This is a genomic window from Micromonospora sp. CNZ286, assembly GCF_014207755.1.
This window is the reverse complement of the sequence record NZ_JACHIZ010000001.1, coordinates 2135077-2153116: the sequence shown is the minus strand read 5'-3', so window position 1 is coordinate 2153116 and position 18040 is coordinate 2135077. Positions and strand designations below refer to the sequence as shown.

The 18040-nt window shown below is 69.2% G+C and carries 12 protein-coding genes and 4 pseudogenes; 8 read left to right on the top strand and 8 right to left on the bottom strand.

Annotation, left to right across the window (positions count from 1 at the left end):
* Positions 1-68 precede the first annotated feature (68 nt).
* From FHX31_RS09985 to FHX31_RS09965, 5 genes and pseudogenes are all read left to right on the top strand, one after another.
* A complete protein-coding gene (locus FHX31_RS09985; protein WP_141722639.1) occupies positions 69-452 on the top strand; it encodes an aromatic acid exporter family protein in 384 nt (127 codons plus the stop codon).
* A 374-nt stretch (positions 453-826) separates the two neighbouring features.
* On the top strand, positions 827-1831 hold the full coding sequence (locus tag FHX31_RS09980; RefSeq protein ID WP_161801663.1) for an L-dopachrome tautomerase-related protein: 1005 nt from the start codon (positions 827-829) through the stop codon (positions 1829-1831).
* A gap of 116 nt (positions 1832-1947) precedes the next feature.
* Positions 1948-3164: pseudogene (locus FHX31_RS09975) on the top strand (low temperature requirement protein A).
* Positions 3165-3319: 155 nt separating this feature from the next.
* Positions 3320-5350, top strand: coding sequence for a beta-galactosidase (locus FHX31_RS09970; protein WP_047892854.1), 2031 nt, complete (start codon positions 3320-3322; stop codon positions 5348-5350).
* A 264-nt stretch (positions 5351-5614) separates the two neighbouring features.
* Entirely contained in the window at positions 5615-6421 is an 807-nt protein-coding gene (locus tag FHX31_RS09965; protein WP_030502021.1) for a M23 family metallopeptidase, read from the top strand.
* Positions 6422-6521: 100 nt separating this feature from the next.
* Here the strand turns inward: FHX31_RS09965 and FHX31_RS09960 are convergent, their stop codons facing one another.
* The 5 genes and pseudogenes from FHX31_RS09960 to FHX31_RS09940 all read right to left on the bottom strand — a co-directional run.
* Positions 6522-8039 carry a CotH kinase family protein gene (locus tag FHX31_RS09960; RefSeq protein WP_486481661.1) on the bottom strand — a complete coding sequence of 506 codons (1518 nt, stop codon included), beginning with the start codon at positions 8037-8039 and terminating at the stop codon, positions 6522-6524.
* Between the two features lie 89 nt (positions 8040-8128).
* Positions 8129-8806 carry a DUF4956 domain-containing protein gene (locus FHX31_RS09955; protein WP_013476149.1) on the bottom strand — a complete coding sequence of 226 codons (678 nt, stop codon included), beginning with the start codon at positions 8804-8806 and terminating at the stop codon, positions 8129-8131.
* Between the two features lie 2 nt (positions 8807-8808).
* A complete protein-coding gene (locus tag FHX31_RS09950; RefSeq protein WP_047892850.1) occupies positions 8809-9729 on the bottom strand; it encodes a polyphosphate polymerase domain-containing protein in 921 nt (306 codons plus the stop codon).
* A gap of 161 nt (positions 9730-9890) precedes the next feature.
* Positions 9891-10163 (bottom strand): GlsB/YeaQ/YmgE family stress response membrane protein, encoded by a 273-nt coding sequence (locus FHX31_RS09945; protein ID WP_013476147.1) that lies wholly within the window; start codon positions 10161-10163, stop codon positions 9891-9893.
* A gap of 121 nt (positions 10164-10284) precedes the next feature.
* A pseudogene (locus FHX31_RS09940) lies at positions 10285-10749 on the bottom strand (nuclear transport factor 2 family protein); the annotation flags it as partial.
* Between FHX31_RS09940 and FHX31_RS32650 the strand changes: the two are divergent.
* The 3 genes and pseudogenes from FHX31_RS32650 to FHX31_RS09930 all read left to right on the top strand — a co-directional run.
* Positions 10672-11358 (top strand): annotated as a pseudogene (locus FHX31_RS32650) (CotH kinase family protein); the annotation flags it as partial. The pseudogenes FHX31_RS09940 and FHX31_RS32650 overlap by 78 nt on opposite strands.
* A 39-nt stretch (positions 11359-11397) precedes the next feature.
* Positions 11398-11736 (top strand): annotated as a pseudogene (locus tag FHX31_RS32645) (cellulose binding domain-containing protein); the annotation flags it as partial.
* Positions 11737-11906: 170 nt separating this feature from the next.
* Positions 11907-12878 carry an IS481 family transposase gene (locus tag FHX31_RS09930; RefSeq protein WP_184975786.1) on the top strand — a complete coding sequence of 324 codons (972 nt, stop codon included), beginning with the start codon at positions 11907-11909 and terminating at the stop codon, positions 12876-12878.
* A gap of 89 nt (positions 12879-12967) precedes the next feature.
* Here FHX31_RS09930 and cobF read toward each other — a convergent pair whose 3' ends face one another.
* Genes cobF through FHX31_RS09915 form a run of 3 tightly spaced genes read right to left on the bottom strand, consistent with a single transcriptional unit; the run spans position 12968 to position 17984 of the window.
* Complete coding sequence (cobF, locus tag FHX31_RS09925; protein WP_013476145.1) at positions 12968-13747, bottom strand: precorrin-6A synthase (deacetylating); 780 nt, start codon at positions 13745-13747, stop codon at positions 12968-12970.
* A complete protein-coding gene (gene cobN / locus FHX31_RS09920; protein ID WP_030502026.1) occupies positions 13744-17343 on the bottom strand; it encodes a cobaltochelatase subunit CobN in 3600 nt (1199 codons plus the stop codon). The genes cobF and cobN overlap by 4 nt, the downstream gene beginning before the upstream one ends.
* Positions 17340-17984 (bottom strand): (2Fe-2S) ferredoxin domain-containing protein, encoded by a 645-nt coding sequence (locus FHX31_RS09915; protein WP_013476143.1) that lies wholly within the window; start codon positions 17982-17984, stop codon positions 17340-17342. Before FHX31_RS09915 ends, cobN begins: the two co-directional genes overlap by 4 nt.
* Between the last annotated feature and the right edge of the window lie 56 nt (positions 17985-18040).

The following is an 18040-nucleotide window of genomic DNA, read 5'->3' as shown; positions in this document are numbered from 1 at the left end:
GCGCGGGCAGGTTCACGGTGAGGCGGGGCGGGGCGGGGCGGGGCGGGGCGGGGCGGGGCGGGGCGTGCATGGTCAAGGGCAACGACGATCGGTGCTGTCCCCATTTCCCGAGATGGCAGCCGATCTCGCCGAACGCGCCACCGTCGACGTGCCCGACCGGGTCGGAACCGGCGCACGGATCCTCCGCCGGCAGTTCGGTCATCGTGCTGATCGCCACCCAGGCGGGTCTGGCCGCCGCGCTGTCCTGGGTGATTGCCCGGGATTTCCTGCACAACCCCATGCCGGTGTTCGCTCCCAGCGCTACGGCCGGCACGATCGCGCCGGCGATCGGTCAACGTGCCCGGCGAACCGCCGAGACGCTGCTCGGGTCGGGCTCGGTCTCGTCGTCGGCGACTCCGCGCTTCATGTCATCCGCTACGGTGCGTGGCAGATCGGACTGGTCGTCGCCATGACGCTCACCATCGCGCTGCTGCCGATCGGACATAGTGGCGCGCTCGTGGCACAGGCGGGCAGGCACGGCAGACGCCCACCGAGAACCCGCGAACACATGGCGGCTTCCTTGCCCTACTGGACACCCATCGCGGACGACCTCCTCGGAGCCAGCAGGTGAGCCGGATCCTCAGTCCCCGGCGACGACGAGGTCGCGGCGGATCAGCACGTTGTCGGCCGGCGCGGTTGACCTTGCGCCCCAGGGGTACGCGGCGCACGTCGAAACCGGTCGGACCAGGGCCGCCTCGACAGCAGGTGACCAGGGTCCCGCCGGACGAAGGAAGGACTCACCCATATGGCCACGATGCCCGGCCGGGAGGATCCTCGCCTGATACCTGTGCTTTCGGGCGACCGGGTCTGGACCGGTGTCACGACGACCACCTCCGGCAGACTGTTCGTCAGCTACCCGTCCACGGACGGACCCGGTGTCCAGGTGGCCGAGGCGTTGACGGGTGGCCGGTTCGCGCCGTACCCGGATGCGAGGTGGAACGAGGTGCGCGCCGAACACGACCCGCGGGGACGGTTCGTGCATGTCAACGCGCTACGCGTCGGGCCGGACGGGCAGTTGTGGATCGTCGACGCCGGGGCCGCCGGCCTCGGCCAGCCGCAGGTACCCGGGGGCGCCCGGCTGATCTCGGTCGACCTCGACCGCGACCAGGTCCATCGTAGCTACGACCTCGGTCCGGCGACGTACGAGCACAGCTACATCGACGATGTGCGGTTCAACGGCCGATTGGCCTACGTGAGCGACTCCGGTGCCGCCGGCCTGATCGTCGTCGACCTGGACAGCGGCCGGTCCCGCCGGGTGCTGGACAACCACCCCGCGACCGTCAACCAGGGTCCGCTCTACGCCGACGGGCAGGTCCTGCGCGACGCGCACGGCGCCGAGCTGCGGGTGCACTGCGACCAGATCGAGGTGTCACCGGACGGGCGCTACCTGTACTTCCAACCGCTGTCCGGACCGATGTCCCGGGTCGAGACCCGTTACCTCGACAATCCGGCCACATCCGCGCAGAGGCTGGGCGATCAAGTCCAGCACTGGGCCGACACCCCGACCACCGGCGGCACCGCCATCGACGCGGCCGGCACCATCTACCTCAGCGATGTGGAGAACCGCCGACTCCTGACCATCGCTCCGGACCGGCGGATGAGCCCATTCCTCACCGATCCGCGGCTCGTCTGGTGCGACGCCCTTTGGATCGACAGCAGACGGCACCTGTGGATGCCCGCGGCCCAGCTCAACCGCACCGCCGGGCTGACCGGCGCCGCCGCCGTCGAGTACCCGGTCCACATCTACAAGGCGCCCATCGACGTCGGCCCAGCCCCGAACGACCACGCCTGAGGGCGCACAGCACCACGTCGGCAGGTCGACGGTGTCTCTACCGCAAGACGAGTCAGGACTATTCGACGAATTCCATGCCGGGACGCGTGCTATGACCTCTTCGGGGGTGAGGATTCGTGTGGCAGCACCATCCGGCGGAGCCGACGTCGCCAGCACAGACTCGCCAATCGCGGGCGACCTTTCTCGAGCTGTTCTTCGACCTGGTGTTCGTCTTCGCGCTGACCCGAATCGTGTCCCGCGTCTACGATCACATGGTCATCGAGCCGGACGGGCGAGCCTGGCCGCAGGCGCTCTGGCAGGCGTTTCTGACCCTGCTGTTGTTGTTGGCACTGTTCGGCCTCTGGCAGGGAACCGCCTGGACCACCAGCCGCTACCACCCGGATTCGTTGGCCCTGCAGACCGTGGTCGCCGTGGCGTTGGCGCCGGGCTGGTGATGGGGGTAACGGTCCCGCGCGCCTTCGACGGCTATGCCGAGGCATTCGCCATCGCCTACGCGGCTGGGCAACTCGCCCGTCCCTTGATCCTGATGCTCGTGATCCACGACCGGGATCGCCGGCTGCTCAAAGGCCGCATGTTGATCACGTACGGCGTCACCGGCGCGCTGTGGATCATCGGAGCCTTCGTGGACGGTCCAGTCCTCGTGCCGGCCTGGGCAGCCGCCCTCGCCGTGGAGTATGCTGCGGCGCGGACCGGATGGCCCCTGCCGGGCCTGGGGCATTCCGAACCAGAACGCTGGGACATCACCGCGGAGCACCTCGCCGAGAGGTACCAGCAGTTCTTCCTCATCGCGCTCGGTGAGACGATCCTGGTGATCGGCTTCACCTACAGCACCGGACCGTTCGACCGCGACCACACCCTCGCCTTCGTCGTCGCCGCGCTCACCTCGGCGGCGTTGTGGCGCCTGTACTACTACCGGGCGGGGCACATTCTCGCCGAGGCGATCGCACATTCCCGAGCGCCGTCGGTCATCGGCCGGTCTGCCGCCGACACGCACCTCATCATGATCGTCGGTGTCGTGACCACGGCTCTCGGCTACGAGATCACCATCGAACAGCCCCTCGGTCACGCCCCGGCAACCTGGATCGCGCCCATCCTGCTCGGCCCCGCCCTCTTCATCGCCGGCCGGGCGCGGCTCGAATACCATGTGTCGCCCGCGTCTCCCCCTCACGCTACGTGGCCCTTGCGGCATTGCTGCTGTGCTATCCCGTCGCGATACACATGTCGCCGCTCGCCGCCGCGGTCGCGGCGGTGGCCATCCTCTCCGCCGCAGCCACCGCCGACGCACGCCGGTCGCGCGGACACCCGGCCGAACCCGCCCGCCCCCCCATACTGACTCCCGCCCGGTACAGGCACTTCCCGACCCTTCCGTGGGCCGGGCCGCGCCAGGAAATGACCGATCGGTTCACGGGCACCCCGGTAGCGATGCTCATGACTTTTCGGAAAGATGGCACGCGCTTACCGGAAGTTATCGACGGACGGATTCACCCCATGAGCCTTCCCGTCACCCGCAAGATTCTCTTCGGTGGAGACTACAACCCCGAGCAGTGGCCCGAGGACGTGTGGCAGCAGGATTACCGGCTGTTCGACGCCGCCCGGATCGACCTCGTCACGCTGGGGGTGTTCGACTGGGCGCTCGTCCAGCCGGCCGAGGACGTCTACGACTTCACGCTGCTGGACCGGATAGTCGACCGGGCCTCCGCCGAGGGGCGGAGCATCTGCCTGGCCACCGGGACAGCGGCGCATCCGCCCTGGCTGGCCAGGGCACACCCGGAGGTGACCCGCACCGACTTCGAGGGCCGCCGCCACCGGTTCGGGCAGCGGCACAACTCCTGCCCCAGTTCCCCCGTGTTCCGCCGTCTCTCCGCCGAGCTGGCCCGCCGGATCGCCCGTCGCTACGCCGGCAACCCGGCGATCGCCGCCTGGCACGTGGGAAACGAATACGGCGGCGCCTGCTACTGCGACCTCTGCGCGGCCGGCTTCCGCAGCTGGTTACGCCAGCGCTACCGAACGATCGACGAGTTGAACTCCGCCTGGTACACCACCTTCTGGTCGCACACCTTCACCGACTGGGACCAGATCGAGGCGCCGTCGGCGCTGACCGAGCACTGGCGCGGGCCGGACCACACCGCCTTCGCCGGCATCACGCTGGACTATCTGCGGTTCACCTCCGACGCGATGCTGGCCAACTTCCGCGACGAGAAATCCGCCATCCGGGAGTACAGCCCGGACATCCCGGTCACCACCAACTTCATGGGCCTGTACCGCCCGATCGACTATCACCGCTGGGCGCCGGAACTGGACTTCGCCTCCTGGGACAACTACCCGCCCGACGACGACTCGGCCGCCCGGATGGCACTGGCACACGACCTCATGCGTGGACTCAAGGACGGCCAGCCGTTCTGGCTGATGGAACAAACGCCGAGCAGCACCGCCTGCCGGGACGTCAATCCGCTGAAGCGACCCGGCCTGCTGCGGTTGTGGAGCTGGCAGGCGGTGGCCCACGGCGCCGACGCGGTGCTGTTCTTCCAGCTCCGCGCCGCGCGGGGTGCCTGCGAGAAGTACCACGGCGCGGTCATCGGCCACGCCGGCCGCTCGGACACCCGGGTGTTTCGCGAGGTCGCCGAGCTGGGCGCCGAACTGGACCGGCTCGGCGCGGCCTCGCTGGGCGCCCGGACCCCGGCCCGGGTCGCGTTGCTGTTCGACTGGGACAGCTGGTGGGCGCTGGAGATCTCCGACGGGCCGTCGCGACTCGTCCGGTACCTGGAGGTGGTGCAGCGGTACCACCGTGCACTGTGGGACGCAGGGGCAGACCTCGACGTCGTCCCGGTGACCGCGGACCTGTCCCGCTACGACGTCGTCGTCGCGCCGGTGCTGCACATGCTCAAGGGCGATCTGCCGCGCCGGCTGGAGGCGGTCGCTGCCCGCGGCGGGTCGGTGCTGACCACGTTCCTGTCGGGCCGGGTGGACGAGAACGACAACGCGTTCCTGGCCGACGTACCCGGGCCACTCGGCGAGCTGATGGGGATACGGGTCGACGAGTGGGACGCCCGCGGCCCCGACGTGGTCAACCCGGTCCGTCTCGGCAGCGACGATCGGCTCGAGGTCGAGGCCCGGTTGCTGTTCGAACTAATCGTTCCGCAGAGCGCGGAGGTGATCGGCACCTACCGGGCCGACTTCTACGCCGGCACCCCCGCAGTGACGCGCAACACCTTCGGTGCCGGGCACGGATGGTACGTAGGCGCAGGCCTGGACGGGACCGGCGTGTCCTGGGTGGTGCGCCAGGTGCTGGCCCGCCACGACCTGCTCGGCCCCGCTTCGGACCTGCCGGGTCTGGAGTCGGCCACTCGGGTCACCCCCGACGGAGCCCGGCTGCTGTTCCTGCTCAACCACCGGTCCGAGCCGGTCGAGGTGGCCGCCCGCTCCGGCGGGGTCGACCTGCTCACCGGAGACCGGGTCGACCCCGGCGCGCCGCTGCGGCTTTCGGCCCGGGGGGTGGTGGTGCTGCGGGAGGACGAGTGAACGTCGCAGCGCGGGCAGCCGTCAACGGCGTCGGGGTGGACCGGAGGATATTCGGGCAGAGCGCCCTGTCGCACACCATGGCCGAATCGGACAGCCTGCCGCACACGCGGTCCAACGCGCACGAGACCCGGTGGGACGTGGACGACCCGACGACCGGTGCCACTCCGGCTTGCGACGGCCCGACCGGCTCTTGACAGCCGCCGAGCCGAGCCCCCTAAGATCCATGTCCTTAGATGTCGACTGATAGCGGGAGCAGGGAGCCGGATGCAGGCAATCGACGAACCATGCCCGGGGGACGACCTGGCGTCCCGTGGCGTCAACCGCCGTCGCCTGCTCGGCCTGGTCACTGCGGCGCTCGCCGCCGGCGTCATTCCGGAGGCATGGCTCGCGGAGGCCGCCTACGGCGCTACTCCGAGGTGGAACCGGCCGTTCGACAAGTGGGTGCCCATCACGTCCACGTTCGGACCACGCACGGACCCCATCACCGGCGTGTCCAGGATGCACAACGGAACCGACTACAGCTACTCGGGAATCCTCGGTTATCCCATCCGCTCGATTGCGGCGGGTACGGTGACCGGTGTTTCGTACAGCGCGAGCGGCCTCGGTCACCACGCCGTCATCACCCACGCCGATGGTTGGCGGAGTGTCTACGGGCACATGCGGGAGACTCCCAGGGTCGGGACAGGCACGCAGGTCGCTGCCGGCCAGCACATCGGCAACGTGGGATCCACCGGTCACTCGACCGGCCCGCACCTGCACCTTGAAATATTCCAGCCGAACGGACAGCGAGTTGACCCCGAGTCGGTTCTCAAGGGCGCCCCGTATGCCGGGGCGCCCGGAACTCCACCCGAGATTGTCACCAAGGACGGACTGATGTATCTGATCTGGAGCACCGGCGGTACCGGCTACCTGGTAACCCCCAACCGCGTCATCGGCCTGCGGTCGATGGCCCACTACAACCTGTTCAAGCGGATCATCAACTCCAACCAGGCTGCGGATCAACCCGAGATCTTCAACGCGTTGGAGATCGACCAGATCAACGCTTACCTCAACGGTAACGTGCCGGCCTGATCCGGCCCCCGCAGGTGCCGGCACCGCGGGAACCCGGCGGAGCCGATCGGCGACATGCCTCCACGCACGCCGCCGACCGGCTCGTTCATGCCCGGACGCCTCATCCGGCAGTGATCACCGCATCGGTCGCGAGGTGGTCGCTGCGCCGCCCGATCAGAGCGCGGAGCTGCTCGACTGCCGTGTCGGTGGTCTGCGCCTGGTAGCCGCCGACCGTCGGCAGCACGGCGACGATCTCGTCGAGCGCCTTCTGCGCGCCGTTCTGCGCGTAGATCTTCTGGTACAGCTCGCGATAGGCATCCTCGTACACCGTCTTGAAGGCCGCGCTGGCGAGGAAGCGTTCCTTGAGCTTGTGCCCGCTCATCATCCCCCGCGCCCGGCCCCCCTCACCGTCGCCGCCGTCCGGGAACTGCCCGGCGCCGGGTCGATCCATACCGGCCGGGGGCTGATGGCCGGCCGCACCATCCTGCGGCGACCGGCCACCCATCCGGCCCGCGTCATGCGGCCCCTGGGTGGCCTCACCGGAGAAGGTGAGGTTGTAGTCCCAGCCGATGACGGAAAACTTCTTCGTCTTCAGGTCGTACCACAGGTAGTAGTTCCGGCCCGGCCCGGACATGTCGTCGAAGTTGAGCAGCAGGTTCTGCGCGGCCACGTAACGAGCGAACGACGTCACGTCGACATGATCGGCGAGGTGCGCGTCGAAGTCGGCGTCGCTGCTCTCCTGGACCCATTTGATCAGCTTGATGACTGGCTGTAGATCCTGGCTGCCCTTCAGGGTGATCTGCTTGAAGTCGTCGGCGTAGTCGATGGGATCATCGCCCTGGTCCGTGAACTGACTGGTCGATATGCTCTTGTACAGAACACCGGACTCGCCCAGCGCGTCGGCGAAGGTCTCGTCCGGATGTTCGACCACGAGGCGGGTGGTGGTCGGCCGGTCGTTCACGGTGAAGCTGGAGTATGCGTAACGCTGCGCATCCACCTCGGCGGCCGCGAGCGCCCCCAGCGCGACGGCCTCGTTGAGAACCGTCGTGCCGCCGCCGCCACCCATGCCCGCCACCCGCAACGTCACCTCACGGTGCCCCTGATAGCGGCGTCCGTCGATGAACTCGTCGAAGCGAACCAGCCAGGGCAGGTTCTCCGGTTCCTCCGCCTTGAGGGAGGACCGCCCGAACCCGCCCGGTCCAGCACCACCGGGCTGCGCACCACCAGGCCCGGCCATCTGCCCGCCGCCGGGCAACCCGCCGCGGCCCGCCCCGGCACGCCGGGACTCACCATTGCGGGTCAGGCCGGAGAGTGTCGAGTTGCCCTTGAGCCGGATACCGACGCTGGGGATGGTGGCGCCGTCGATCGTGAGGTCCGCCTCGAGCCAGGTCTTCTCACCGTCGTCCCAGTAGTCGTCCAGGATCTCCTGGTAGTCCTTCTCCCGGTAGGTGAGCGTGATCGTGTGGGCGACCCCGGCGTCGAAGAGGTCGACCGCGCCGGCGATATCCTGCGTGACCTCGTCGGCGGTCTGGTCGCTGCTGCTGACGACCAGCGGCGCGACCCGCACGGTGCTGAACACCACCGCGCAGATGACCACGAACGCGGCACACGTCACGAGCAGCTTCCAGTAGTGCCGCACCCGGATCGGAACCCGGTGCCGCAGTCGCCGTCGAGCCGGCGGGGGCGTCGGTGGGGGCGCGGACGACTCCGGAATCGCAAACCGTGGCATCACAGGTCCGTCTGGTCGTAGCCGGTCAGGACGGTCACCCGCTGGCCACCGGTACGCTCACCGAGGGCGTTGATGAGGTCACCCGGCTCGTGGCCCTTCTTCAACCGGACCGTGTACATGAGCTCGGTCAGCGCGCCGCCCCGGATGGACTCCATGCTGACCAGTTCGAACTCGCTGGTGTGTGCGATGAGCACGTCCTGGACGCTCGCGGTGTAGTTGCCGTCCGGCGGCACCTGGACCTTGACCACCTGCCGCTGGACACTCGATGCGAACCAGTTGAACCGGTACATCACCACGATGATCAGGCTGATCGCCACCGCAGCGACGATCGCGAGCGTGTAGAAGCGGGTACCGGCGGCCATGCCGACGCCCATCACCAGGAAGATGAAGCCGACGTCGCGGGTTTCCTTGATCGCGTTACGGAACCGCACCACGGACAACGCCCCCACCAGCGCGAACGCCCGCGCGATGTTCGACCCCACCACCAGCATGATCAATGCGATCAGCATGCCCAGGATGACCAGTGTCTGGACGTAGGACTGGCTGTAGGAGACGTTTCGGTGGGTGAACCGGTAGACCCAGCCAATCATCGCACTGAGCACGAACGACAGCGACAGCGCGATGGCGATGTCGCCGATGCTGAACGTGCCGGACAGATCCTGAACATCGAACGGCATTGTCACGCCTCACTTCGGTTGGCGGCCGGCACCAGGGCACCGGCGTCGTCGTCGGCAACATGAAAGATCGAGCGAGGCGCACGACCGAACGCCTCGACACTCTGGCAGTACTTGGAAACCCGCACCACGGACATGTTCATCTGGGCGGTCAGGTCGGTGAGCCAGCGAGGAACCCGCTCGTCGGCCTTGAGTTCCACCACGGCCAGCCGGGCCGGGACGATGAGACGGTTCTCGACGTCCGCCCCGAGATGGAAGTCCCGGTCCCGCCCCCGCACCCGGTGGTCGATCGTCACCCGCAGGCCGGAGTCGGCGTCCCGGCCGATGAACGCCTCCCGCTGATAGCCGGTCATCGCCACGGCCCGCAGATCCAGCCGGCAGAGAAGGTCGAGAACCTCATCGAGGAACGCCCCCTGCCCGGGGTCGTGGTCGACCGCCATCCGGCGGTCGCACAGATCCCGGGCGAGCCGGTAGGGCAACTCCACCCGCCGCTTCTGCGTGACCCGGTTGACCCGCTGCTTGATCTCCACGAACACCGGACTGTCGTCGTCGATTCGGAACCGGTCGCCGTAGTGTCGAAGCCGCAGCTTGCGCCGGAACCGTAGTCCCTCGATCTTCTCCCAGTAGAAGCGCAGGTCAGGCGTGTCGTAGTAGACGCTCCACACTCCGTAGCCGCCACCGGCGGCGTAGGCGTCGAGATCGAGCCGGCGAGCGAGGGCCTCGCGTAGCTCCGGCACCACGGCGTACGGCATCACGTACTTGATCTCGTACCGGTTGAAGGCGTGCAGCCTGCTCGGCGCCCGCAACGCGTGACCGGCCTGATCATTCGCGACCCGCAGCGCCGGATGCTCCGGCGGGACCGGCCCCGGCGGGCCGTCCCCGGTGGGATCGGGCGGTACACCTCGTCGTCGAAGGGGGTTTCGCATCTCTCGTCGCCCATCTGCAAACGGCTAGGACGAAAGGGAGGTAATCAGGTCAACCTCAGAGCCGGCTGTGAAGAACATACGAATTCCAGTTGAACGACAGGTGGACGGCACGACGGCGGCCCACCCCGCGCCGGGGTGGGCCGCCGTCGTGCCGGGAGCGGTCAGCGAATACGGCGCCGGCCGTACGCGCCTGCCGCGAGCGCCACGCCGATCGCGGCGAAGGCGACCTGGATGGCCAGTTCGATCCAGTCGATACCGCGGGTGTCGTCGACACCGAGCGCACCGGCGACGAGGGTGCCGAGGATCGCAGCGACCACACCGATGAGCAGGGTCAGCCAGATCGGGATGTTCTGCTTGCCCGGCACCACCAGGCGGCCGAGTGCGCCGATGACCAGACCGATGATGATCGCGGTGAAGAAGCCGGTAACTTCCACGAGAGCCGTCCCTCCGGAGGGGTTGTCGTCGGTTCCTATCCTTGCCCCTCCCCCACAACCGCCGAAACCAGCCACGCCGAGCGGTCCGGACCTCGCCGAGGCGACGCGCTGGCCGCGTGCACTACAGGTGCAGGCCCGTCTGCGACTTCCTTCCCGGCAGCCGATCTGGCAGGTCGAAGTCGGGCAGGGGCACGTCGAGGAACGAGACGACCTCGGCCACCCGGCGCCCCCGCAGCACGAGCAGGTCCAGCCCCGCCGGCAGGTAGGCGGCAGCCGCGTCGTTCCAGAGGTACGTCCCGAACGCGAGCTGCCCGTTGGCACTCGTCGGCAGGAACCGCCACCTCCGCCCGCCCGTCACCTCGGTCAGGAAGCCGCGGAGCTGCTCACGGCCCTCGTACCAGACGGTCAGCGGCGGCATCGAGTACCGCGCGTCCTCCGTCAGCATCGCAACGATCGTCTCGACGTCGCCGGACTCCCACGCGGCGGCGTACCGCCTGGCCACCTCCCGCTGCCCCGCGTCGCCCAGCTCGCCGAGGAGCCGATCCTGCCCTGCACCGGGCCGGCGGCAAGCTGCTGGAACTACCTTGAGGTCACCGATCCGTCCCCCCTGCAACCAGAGCAACGCGACTGGTTGCGTAACCATCTTCAGGAATTCCACAACGTCCTGCGGGCACCGAACTTCGCCGACCCGGTCACCGGCTACCGGGCGTACATCGACGTGCCCTCCTTCATAGACCAGCTCATCATCAACGAGCTGAGCCGGGAGATGGACTCGTACATCCGCAGCGCGTACTTCTACAAGGACCGCGACACCAAGATCTCCGCTGGCCCGCTCTGGGACTACAACCTCACCTTCGGTGTGGGCGGCTTTTTCCAGAACGACCAGACATCCGGCTGGCAGTACCAGCAGATCCGCCAACCGGTGGCCAACGACTGGTACACGCAGCTGATGCGTGACCCGGCCTTCGTCAACGAGGTGCGGCTGCGCTGGCAGACGCTGCGCCGTGGCCCACTGTCCGACGCATCGTTGCAGTCCCGAATCAACGCCCTCACCGGTCCGCTGACCAACGGGGCACAGCGCAACTTCCAGCGCTGGCCCAACCTGAGCACCCGGATGATCGGGCCCTTCGTCACGCCGACTTCACCGACTTGGCAGGGGCAGGTCCAGTTCATGCGGGACTGGATGCTGCGCCGCGCTGCCTGGCTCGACTCGACCACCGGTTGGGGCGGGTCGACCACGCCCCCGCCGACCACCCCACCGCCGACTGGCGGAGGCGGCTGTGCCGCCACGTACACGGTGACCAGCCAGTGGTCGGGCGGCTTCCAGGGCGAGGTGCGGGTCACCGCGGGCGGCACGGCGATCAACGGCTGGACCGTGACCTGGACCTACCCCGCGGGGCAGACGGTCACCCAGGCGTGGAATGCGACAGTCACCAATCAGGGATCCGCGGTGACCGCCCGCAACGTCAGCTACAACGGCAGCCTCGCCCCAGGCGCCAGCACCACCTTCGGTTTCCTCGGCTCCACCACCAGTACACCCACCACACCGACACCTACCTGCACCGCGAGCTGATTCAGCCGCGCAGTGGCCACCGCGCGCCACACTACGCTCGCGCTCAGGGCTCGGCGCAAGGCGCTAGATGTAATGCCCATGAGGGTTGTTGACGGCGTGGCGGCTTGAGACGAGGCGAGACCTCCGGCGAGGTGTGAGGTGCTGACGCCCACACGGAACCGGAGGTCTCCATGGCCCACCGTAATGCCCGGCTGACCATCCACGGCCGGCGGCTGCTCATCACGCGTGTCGTTGACCAGGGTCGGCCGGTGGCCCACGTCGTGAAGGAACTGGGCTGTTCTCGGGCCACCGGCTACAAGTGGCTGCAGCGGTGGCGGGCCGAGGGCGACGCTGGTCTGCGGGATCGATCCAGCCGGGCTCACCACCAGCCACACAAGACGCCCGCCCAGTTGGAGGCGCGGGTCTGCCAACTGCGCCAGGAACGCAAACTCGGGGCTCGCCGGCTCGGACCGTTGCTCGGGATGCCGGCCTCGACGGTGCACGCCGTTCTGACGCGGCACGGTCTACACCGCCTGGCCTGGCTCGACCGGCCCACCGGTCAGCTCATCCGCCGCTACGAGCGCGACCGGCCCGGCGAGCTGATCCACGTCGACGTCAAGAAACTCGGCCGGGTTCGCGACGGCGGCGGCTGGCGCATCTTGGGCCGCGACAGCCTGGAACACCGCCGTGCCCGCACCGCCGGCCGTGTCGGCTTCGACTACGTGCACTGCGCCATCGACGACCACACCCGTCTCGCCTACGCCGAGATCCACCCCGACGAGAAGACCGACACCTGTGCCGGCTTCCTCCGCCGCGCCGCCGAGCACTTCGCCACCCACGGAATCACCCGCGTCGAACGCGTCATGACCGACAACGCATTGGCCTACCGCCGCGGCCGAGCCTGGCACCAGACCCTGACCGACCTCGGTGCCACCGCCCGCTTCACCCGCCGCTACCGACCACAGACCAACGGCAAAGCCGAACGCTTCAACCGCACCCTGTGCGACGAATGGGCCTACGCCCAACCCTTCACCAACAACCAGCAACGCGCTGACGCTCTACCCGCCTGGCTGCACACCTACAACCACCACCGCAACCACACCTCGCTCGGCGGCAAACCACCCATCAGCCGCGTCAACAACGCTGCTGGGCATTACAGCTAGAGCGGCACGCACGGTAACGGGTTGCGGCCAGCGATCGCAGGAGTGCGTTCGCGGCTGGGTGATCATCGGTGGGTCAAAGGATGTGATTCTCAGGATCGCCGCTCGAGGCTGCCGGCCCGGCGCAACAAATACGTGTCCATGACCCAGCCGCGGCTTTGTTTCGCCGCCGTCCGCCGGGACCAGATCCGGTCGGCGACCTCGTCAAGGTTGCCGGCCACCAGTTGCTCGTCGGACGAGCCGAGGTTCGCGCCCCACCAGATCTGCCAGGCCGACAGTCCGGGGAGCTGGCGACAGGTCAATGCCCCGTCGAGCAGGACGACGAGGTTGTCGTGTGTCGCCGCGTCGTGGAGCAGGCGGCGACCGGTCGTGATGGTGATCGGGCCACCGATTGTGTTGAGGACGAGCCGGTGGTGTGCCGCCAGCAGTTGGATGCTGCTGAGGCCGGGTACGACGTCCACGGTGATGTCGACCCGTGCGCGTTCGGCGATGCGGTCGGCCACACGGATCGCCGAGTCGTACAGGGCCGGATCACCCCAGACGAGCACTGCGGCGTCTCCCGGGTTGTCCAGCAATGCCTGCTCGAACGCCTGGGCCCGTGCCTCGTGCCAGTCGCGTACCGCGCCGGTGTAGTCGGCCGGGTCGGCACGGTCGCGTTCCGGGTCGGGTACGTGCACGAGCCGCCAGGCGCCGGTGACGTGCCGGGCGCAGATCGCCTCTCGCATCGCGATGAGGTCGGCCGTGCCCGGGTGCTGTCCGGTCTTGTCGGCGACAAGGAAGTAGTCGGCCTCGTTGAGTGCCCGGACGGCCTGGGCCGTGACCAGTTCGGGGTCGCCCGGGCCGAGGCCGACCAGGGTGAGGCGCCGTGTCACGCCTGATCCTCCAGGTCTCCCTCGACCTCGAGGTACACGCGGGCCATCTCCGCCATGACCTCGGCGTCCGGTTCGGCCCACAGTCCACGGTCGGCGGCCTCGTTCAGCCGTTCCACGATGCCGCGCAGTGCCCAGGGGTTCGCGCGGCGCATGAACTGCTGGTTCGTCTCGTCGAGGACGTATTCGCGGGCCAGCGACTCGTACATCCAGTCGTGGACGACACCGGCGGTGGCGTCGAAGCCGTAGAGGTAGTCCACGGTGGCGGCGAGCTCGAACGCTCCCTTGTAGCCGTGGCGCTGCATCGCCGCGATCCAGCGCGGGTTGACCACCCGCGAGCGGAAGACGCGGTTGGTCTCTTCCTGCAGGCTGCGGGTGCGTACGGCGTCCGGCGTGGTGGAGTCACCGACGTACGCCCTGGGTTCGGCGCCGGTCAGCGCGCGGACCGTGGCGATCATGCCGCCGTGGTATTGGAAGTAGTCGTCGGAGTCGGCGATGTCGTGCTCGCGGGAGTCGATGTTCTTCGCGGCGACGGCGATGCGCCGGTAGTTGGTTCGCATGTCGTCGGTTGCCGCGGTTCCGTCGAGGCCGCGGCCGTAGGCGAAGCCGCCCCAGGCGGTGTAGACGGCGGCCAGGTCGGCGTCGTCGCGCCAGGTGCCGGACTCGACGACCTGGAGGATGCCGGCGCCGTACGATCCGGGCTTCGAACCGAAGATCCGCGTGGTGGCCCGCCGCTGGTCGCCGTGCTCGGCGAGGTCGTGGCGGGTGTGTGCCCGCACGTAGTTGCGCTCATCGGGTTCGTCGAGCCCGGCGACGAGCTGCACGGCGTCGTCGAGGAGTTCGATGACGTGTGGGAAGGCGTCGCGGAAGAATCCCGAGATGCGCACGGTAACGTCGATGCGGGGCCGGCCGAGTTCGTCGAGGCCGATCACCTCCAGGCCGTTGACCCGGCGTGAGGCCGTGTCCCAGGTGGGGCGTACGCCCAGCAGCGCCAGCACCTCGGCGATGTCATCGCCGGAGGTGCGCATCGCGGAGGTGCCCCACACGGAGAGGCCGACCGATCGGGGATGCTCGCCGGTTTCGGCGAGGTGCCGGGCGACGAGGGACTCGGCCATCGCCTGTCCCGTTTCCCAGGCCAGACGGGACGGAACGGCCCGCGGGTCGACGGTGTAGAAGTTACGGCCGGTCGGCAGGACGTTGACCAGTCCGCGCAGCGGGGAGCCGGAGGGCCCGGCCGGGACGAAACCGCCGTCGAGCGCGTGCAGGACGTTGGTCAGTTCGTCGGTGGTGGCGGCCAGTCGCGGCACGACCTGCTCGGCGGCGAAGCGCAGGACGTCGCGTACCACCGGGTCGTCGTGCAGCGCGTCGATCGCGTCAGCCTGCCAGCTGGCCTTCTCCATCGCCTCGATCAGGGCACGGGCCTGCGCTTCCACGGCGTCGACGTCGGCCGCCGGGGCGTCCTCGGCAAGACCCAGCGCGGCGCGCAGGCCGGGCAGTGCCCGGTTCTGTCCGCCCCAGACCTGTGTCGCGCGGAGCACGGCGAGCACCAGGTTGACGCGTGCCTGTCCGGTCGGCGCCTGGCCGAGCACGTGCAATCCGTCGCGGATCTGTACGTCCTTGATCTCGCACAGCCAGCCGTCGACGTGCAGCAGGAAGTCGTCGAACTCCTCGTCGCCGGGCCGTTCGTCCAGGCCGAGGTCGCGATGCATTTGTGCGGACTGCATCAGCGTCCAGATCTGCTGGCGGACCGCGGGCAGCTTTGCCGGGTCCATCACGGCGATGTTGGCGTGCTCGTCGAGCAGTTGCTCCAGCTTGGCGATGTCGCCGTAGCTTTCGGCGCGTGCCATCGGCGGCACCAGGTGGTCGACGATGGTGGCGTGCGCGCGGCGCTTGGCTTGGGCACCCTCGCCAGGATCGTTGACCAGGAACGGATAGATCAACGGCATGCTGCCGATTGCCGCGTCCGTGGCGCAGGCGGCTGAGAGCGCGGCGTTCTTCCCCGGCAGCCACTCCATCGAGCCGTGTTTGCCGAGGTGCACCACCGCGTCGGCGCCGAAGCCGTGTTCGAGCCAGCGGTACGCGGCCAGGTAGTGGTGCGACGGAGGCATGGCCGGGTCGTGGTAGATCGCGACCGGGTTCTCGCCGAAGCCACGCGGGGGCTGGATGAGGATGACGACGTTACCGGCGCGCAGGGTGGCCAGCACGATGTCGCCGTCGTCGTCGACGAAAAGCGAGCCGGGAGCCTCGCCCCAGGTCTCGGCCATGGCGTCGCGCAGCGCGGCGGGCAATCCGGCAGTCCAGCGCCGGTAGTCGTCCCGGCTGATACGCACGTGCGACTCGCTGAGCTGAGCCTGCGTGAGCCACTCCTCGTCCTGCCCACCGGCGGCGATCAAAGCGTGGATGAGCGCGTTGCCGGCCGTCGTGTCGGCATCCTCTCCCTCGACCGGGAGCAGCGGGTCGAGCCCGGGAATTGCGCCGGGTGCGCCGAGGTCGTAGCCGGCATCTCGCATCGCGCGCAGCAATCGGATCGCCGACACGGGCGTATCGAGGCCGACGGCGTTGCCGATGCGGCTGTGCTTGGTCGGGTAGGCCGACAGGACGAGGGCCACCTTGCGCTCGGCGGGCGGGACATACCGCAGTCGGGCGTGGTTGACGGCGATGCCCGCGACGCGGGTGCATCGCTCAGGGTCGGTCACGTAGCGGGGCAGGCCGTCGGCGTCGACCTCCTTGAATGAGAACGGGACGGTGATGAGGCGGCCGTCGAACTCGGGGATGGCGATCTGGGTCGCGGAGTCGAGCGGGGTGACGCCTTCGTCGGACGCCTCCCACTCGGCTCTGCCGGACGTGAGCGCCAGAGCCTGCAGCACGGGGATGTCGAGGGCGCGCAGCCGTTCGACGTCCCAGGACTCGTCGTCGCCGCCGGCGCTCGCGGTGGCGGGCCGGGCGCCGCCGGCGGCCAGGACCGTGACGACGATCGCGTCCAGGGTGGCGAGTTCGGCGTACAACTCCTCGGGCGCCGCCCGCAGTGACGAGACGTAGATCGGTACGCCGGCGGCCACGCCGGTGGTGTCGATGGCATCGGCGAGTTCGTGGGCGAACGCGTTGTTGCCGCTCACCTCGTGGGCCCGGTAGTACAGGACTCCGACGCGGGGCCGGGCGTCCGGGGCCGGCTGCCGGCTGACTCCCCACTCGGGCAGCACGGCCGGCGGTTCGAAGCCTTCGCCGGTCAGCAGCACGGTGTCGGACAGGAAGGCGTGCAGTTGGCGCAGGTTCTCCGCGCCGCCCTCGGCGAGGTAGCGGTGCGCCTCGGCGCAGACGCCGATCGGGACGGTCGACAGCCCCATCAACGCGGCGTTCGGCGTCCGTTCCCCACCGAGCACGACCAGGGGACGGCCGGTGCCGCGGATCAGCGCGGCGAGGTCGCGTACGTCCTCGGGCGAGCCGAGCACCCGCAGAACGACCACGTCGGCCTCGGTGGTCAGGGTGTCGCGGCGCTCGCCGGTGAGCCGGGCAGGGTTGGCCCAGGACCAGTCCGCGTTGCTGGCCCGCGCCGAGAGCAGGTCGGTGTCCGAGGTGGACAGCAGGGCGATGCGTGTCATGTTTCTCCTTCGGTGACACGGGAGCCGAGGCGCAGGTCGCCGACCGGACGGCCGGCGCGTAGGTGCTCGCCGACGAGGCGTGCCGCGTCGCCGGGTCGCACCGGCCCGTACCAGGTGCCGTCGGGGTGCACGACGGCGACTGGTCCGTGGTTGCACGGGAACAGGCAGCCGGTCTGGGCCATGAGGACGTCGGCGTCGGTGAGCTGCTGCTCGACGAGCGCGCCCACGATCGCGCGATAGGTCTCGTCCGCGCCGCGGGCACTGCAGCGCGGGCCGCGGCACAGCAGTAGATGATGGCGGTACGGCGGCAGGGTGTCCCAGGCCGGTGAGGTGAGTGGCGCCTCGTGCCCGGTGATCGCGCGCTCGCCGAACCGGATGACCGGCGGGTCGATCTGCTGACGGTGCCAGTGGCCGGCCACGCGTCCCACCCACGAACGGGCGAAAGTCAGGTCGTCGGTGCTCACCGGTTCCAGGCGAACCTCCCGGGCGCCCTCGGCGTGCAGCAGGTCGAGCACATGGGTCAGCGTCGGCTCGCCGGCTTGCAGGAAGGCCAGTCGGGCGCCGGCTGCCTCGGCCTGCCCGCGTAGCACCGGCGACGCGGCGTCCGTCAGTGCGGTCGCGACGTGAACGAGGACGCTCACGGGGTCAGGAGCCGGTGATCCGGTGCGATCGGGACACGGGGTCTTCTTTCGTCCGG

What these genes read in the sequence shown, in the direction of transcription:
- FHX31_RS09970 (WP_047892854.1), top strand. Translation starts at nt 3,320, where the DNA reads ATGAGCCTTCCCGTCACCCGCAAGATTCTCTTCGGTGGAGACTACAAC.
- FHX31_RS09955 (WP_013476149.1), bottom strand. Translation starts at nt 8,806, where the DNA reads ATGCCGTTCGATGTTCAGGATCTGTCCGGCACGTTCAGCATCGGCGAC.
- cobN (WP_030502026.1), bottom strand. Translation starts at nt 17,343, where the DNA reads ATGACACGCATCGCCCTGCTGTCCACCTCGGACACCGACCTGCTCTCG.
- FHX31_RS09930 (WP_184975786.1), top strand. Translation starts at nt 11,907, where the DNA reads ATGGCCCACCGTAATGCCCGGCTGACCATCCACGGCCGGCGGCTGCTC.
- FHX31_RS09965 (WP_030502021.1), top strand. Translation starts at nt 5,615, where the DNA reads ATGCAGGCAATCGACGAACCATGCCCGGGGGACGACCTGGCGTCCCGT.
- FHX31_RS09985 (WP_141722639.1), top strand. Translation starts at nt 69, where the DNA reads ATGGTCAAGGGCAACGACGATCGGTGCTGTCCCCATTTCCCGAGATGG.
- FHX31_RS09950 (WP_047892850.1), bottom strand. Translation starts at nt 9,729, where the DNA reads ATGCGAAACCCCCTTCGACGACGAGGTGTACCGCCCGATCCCACCGGG.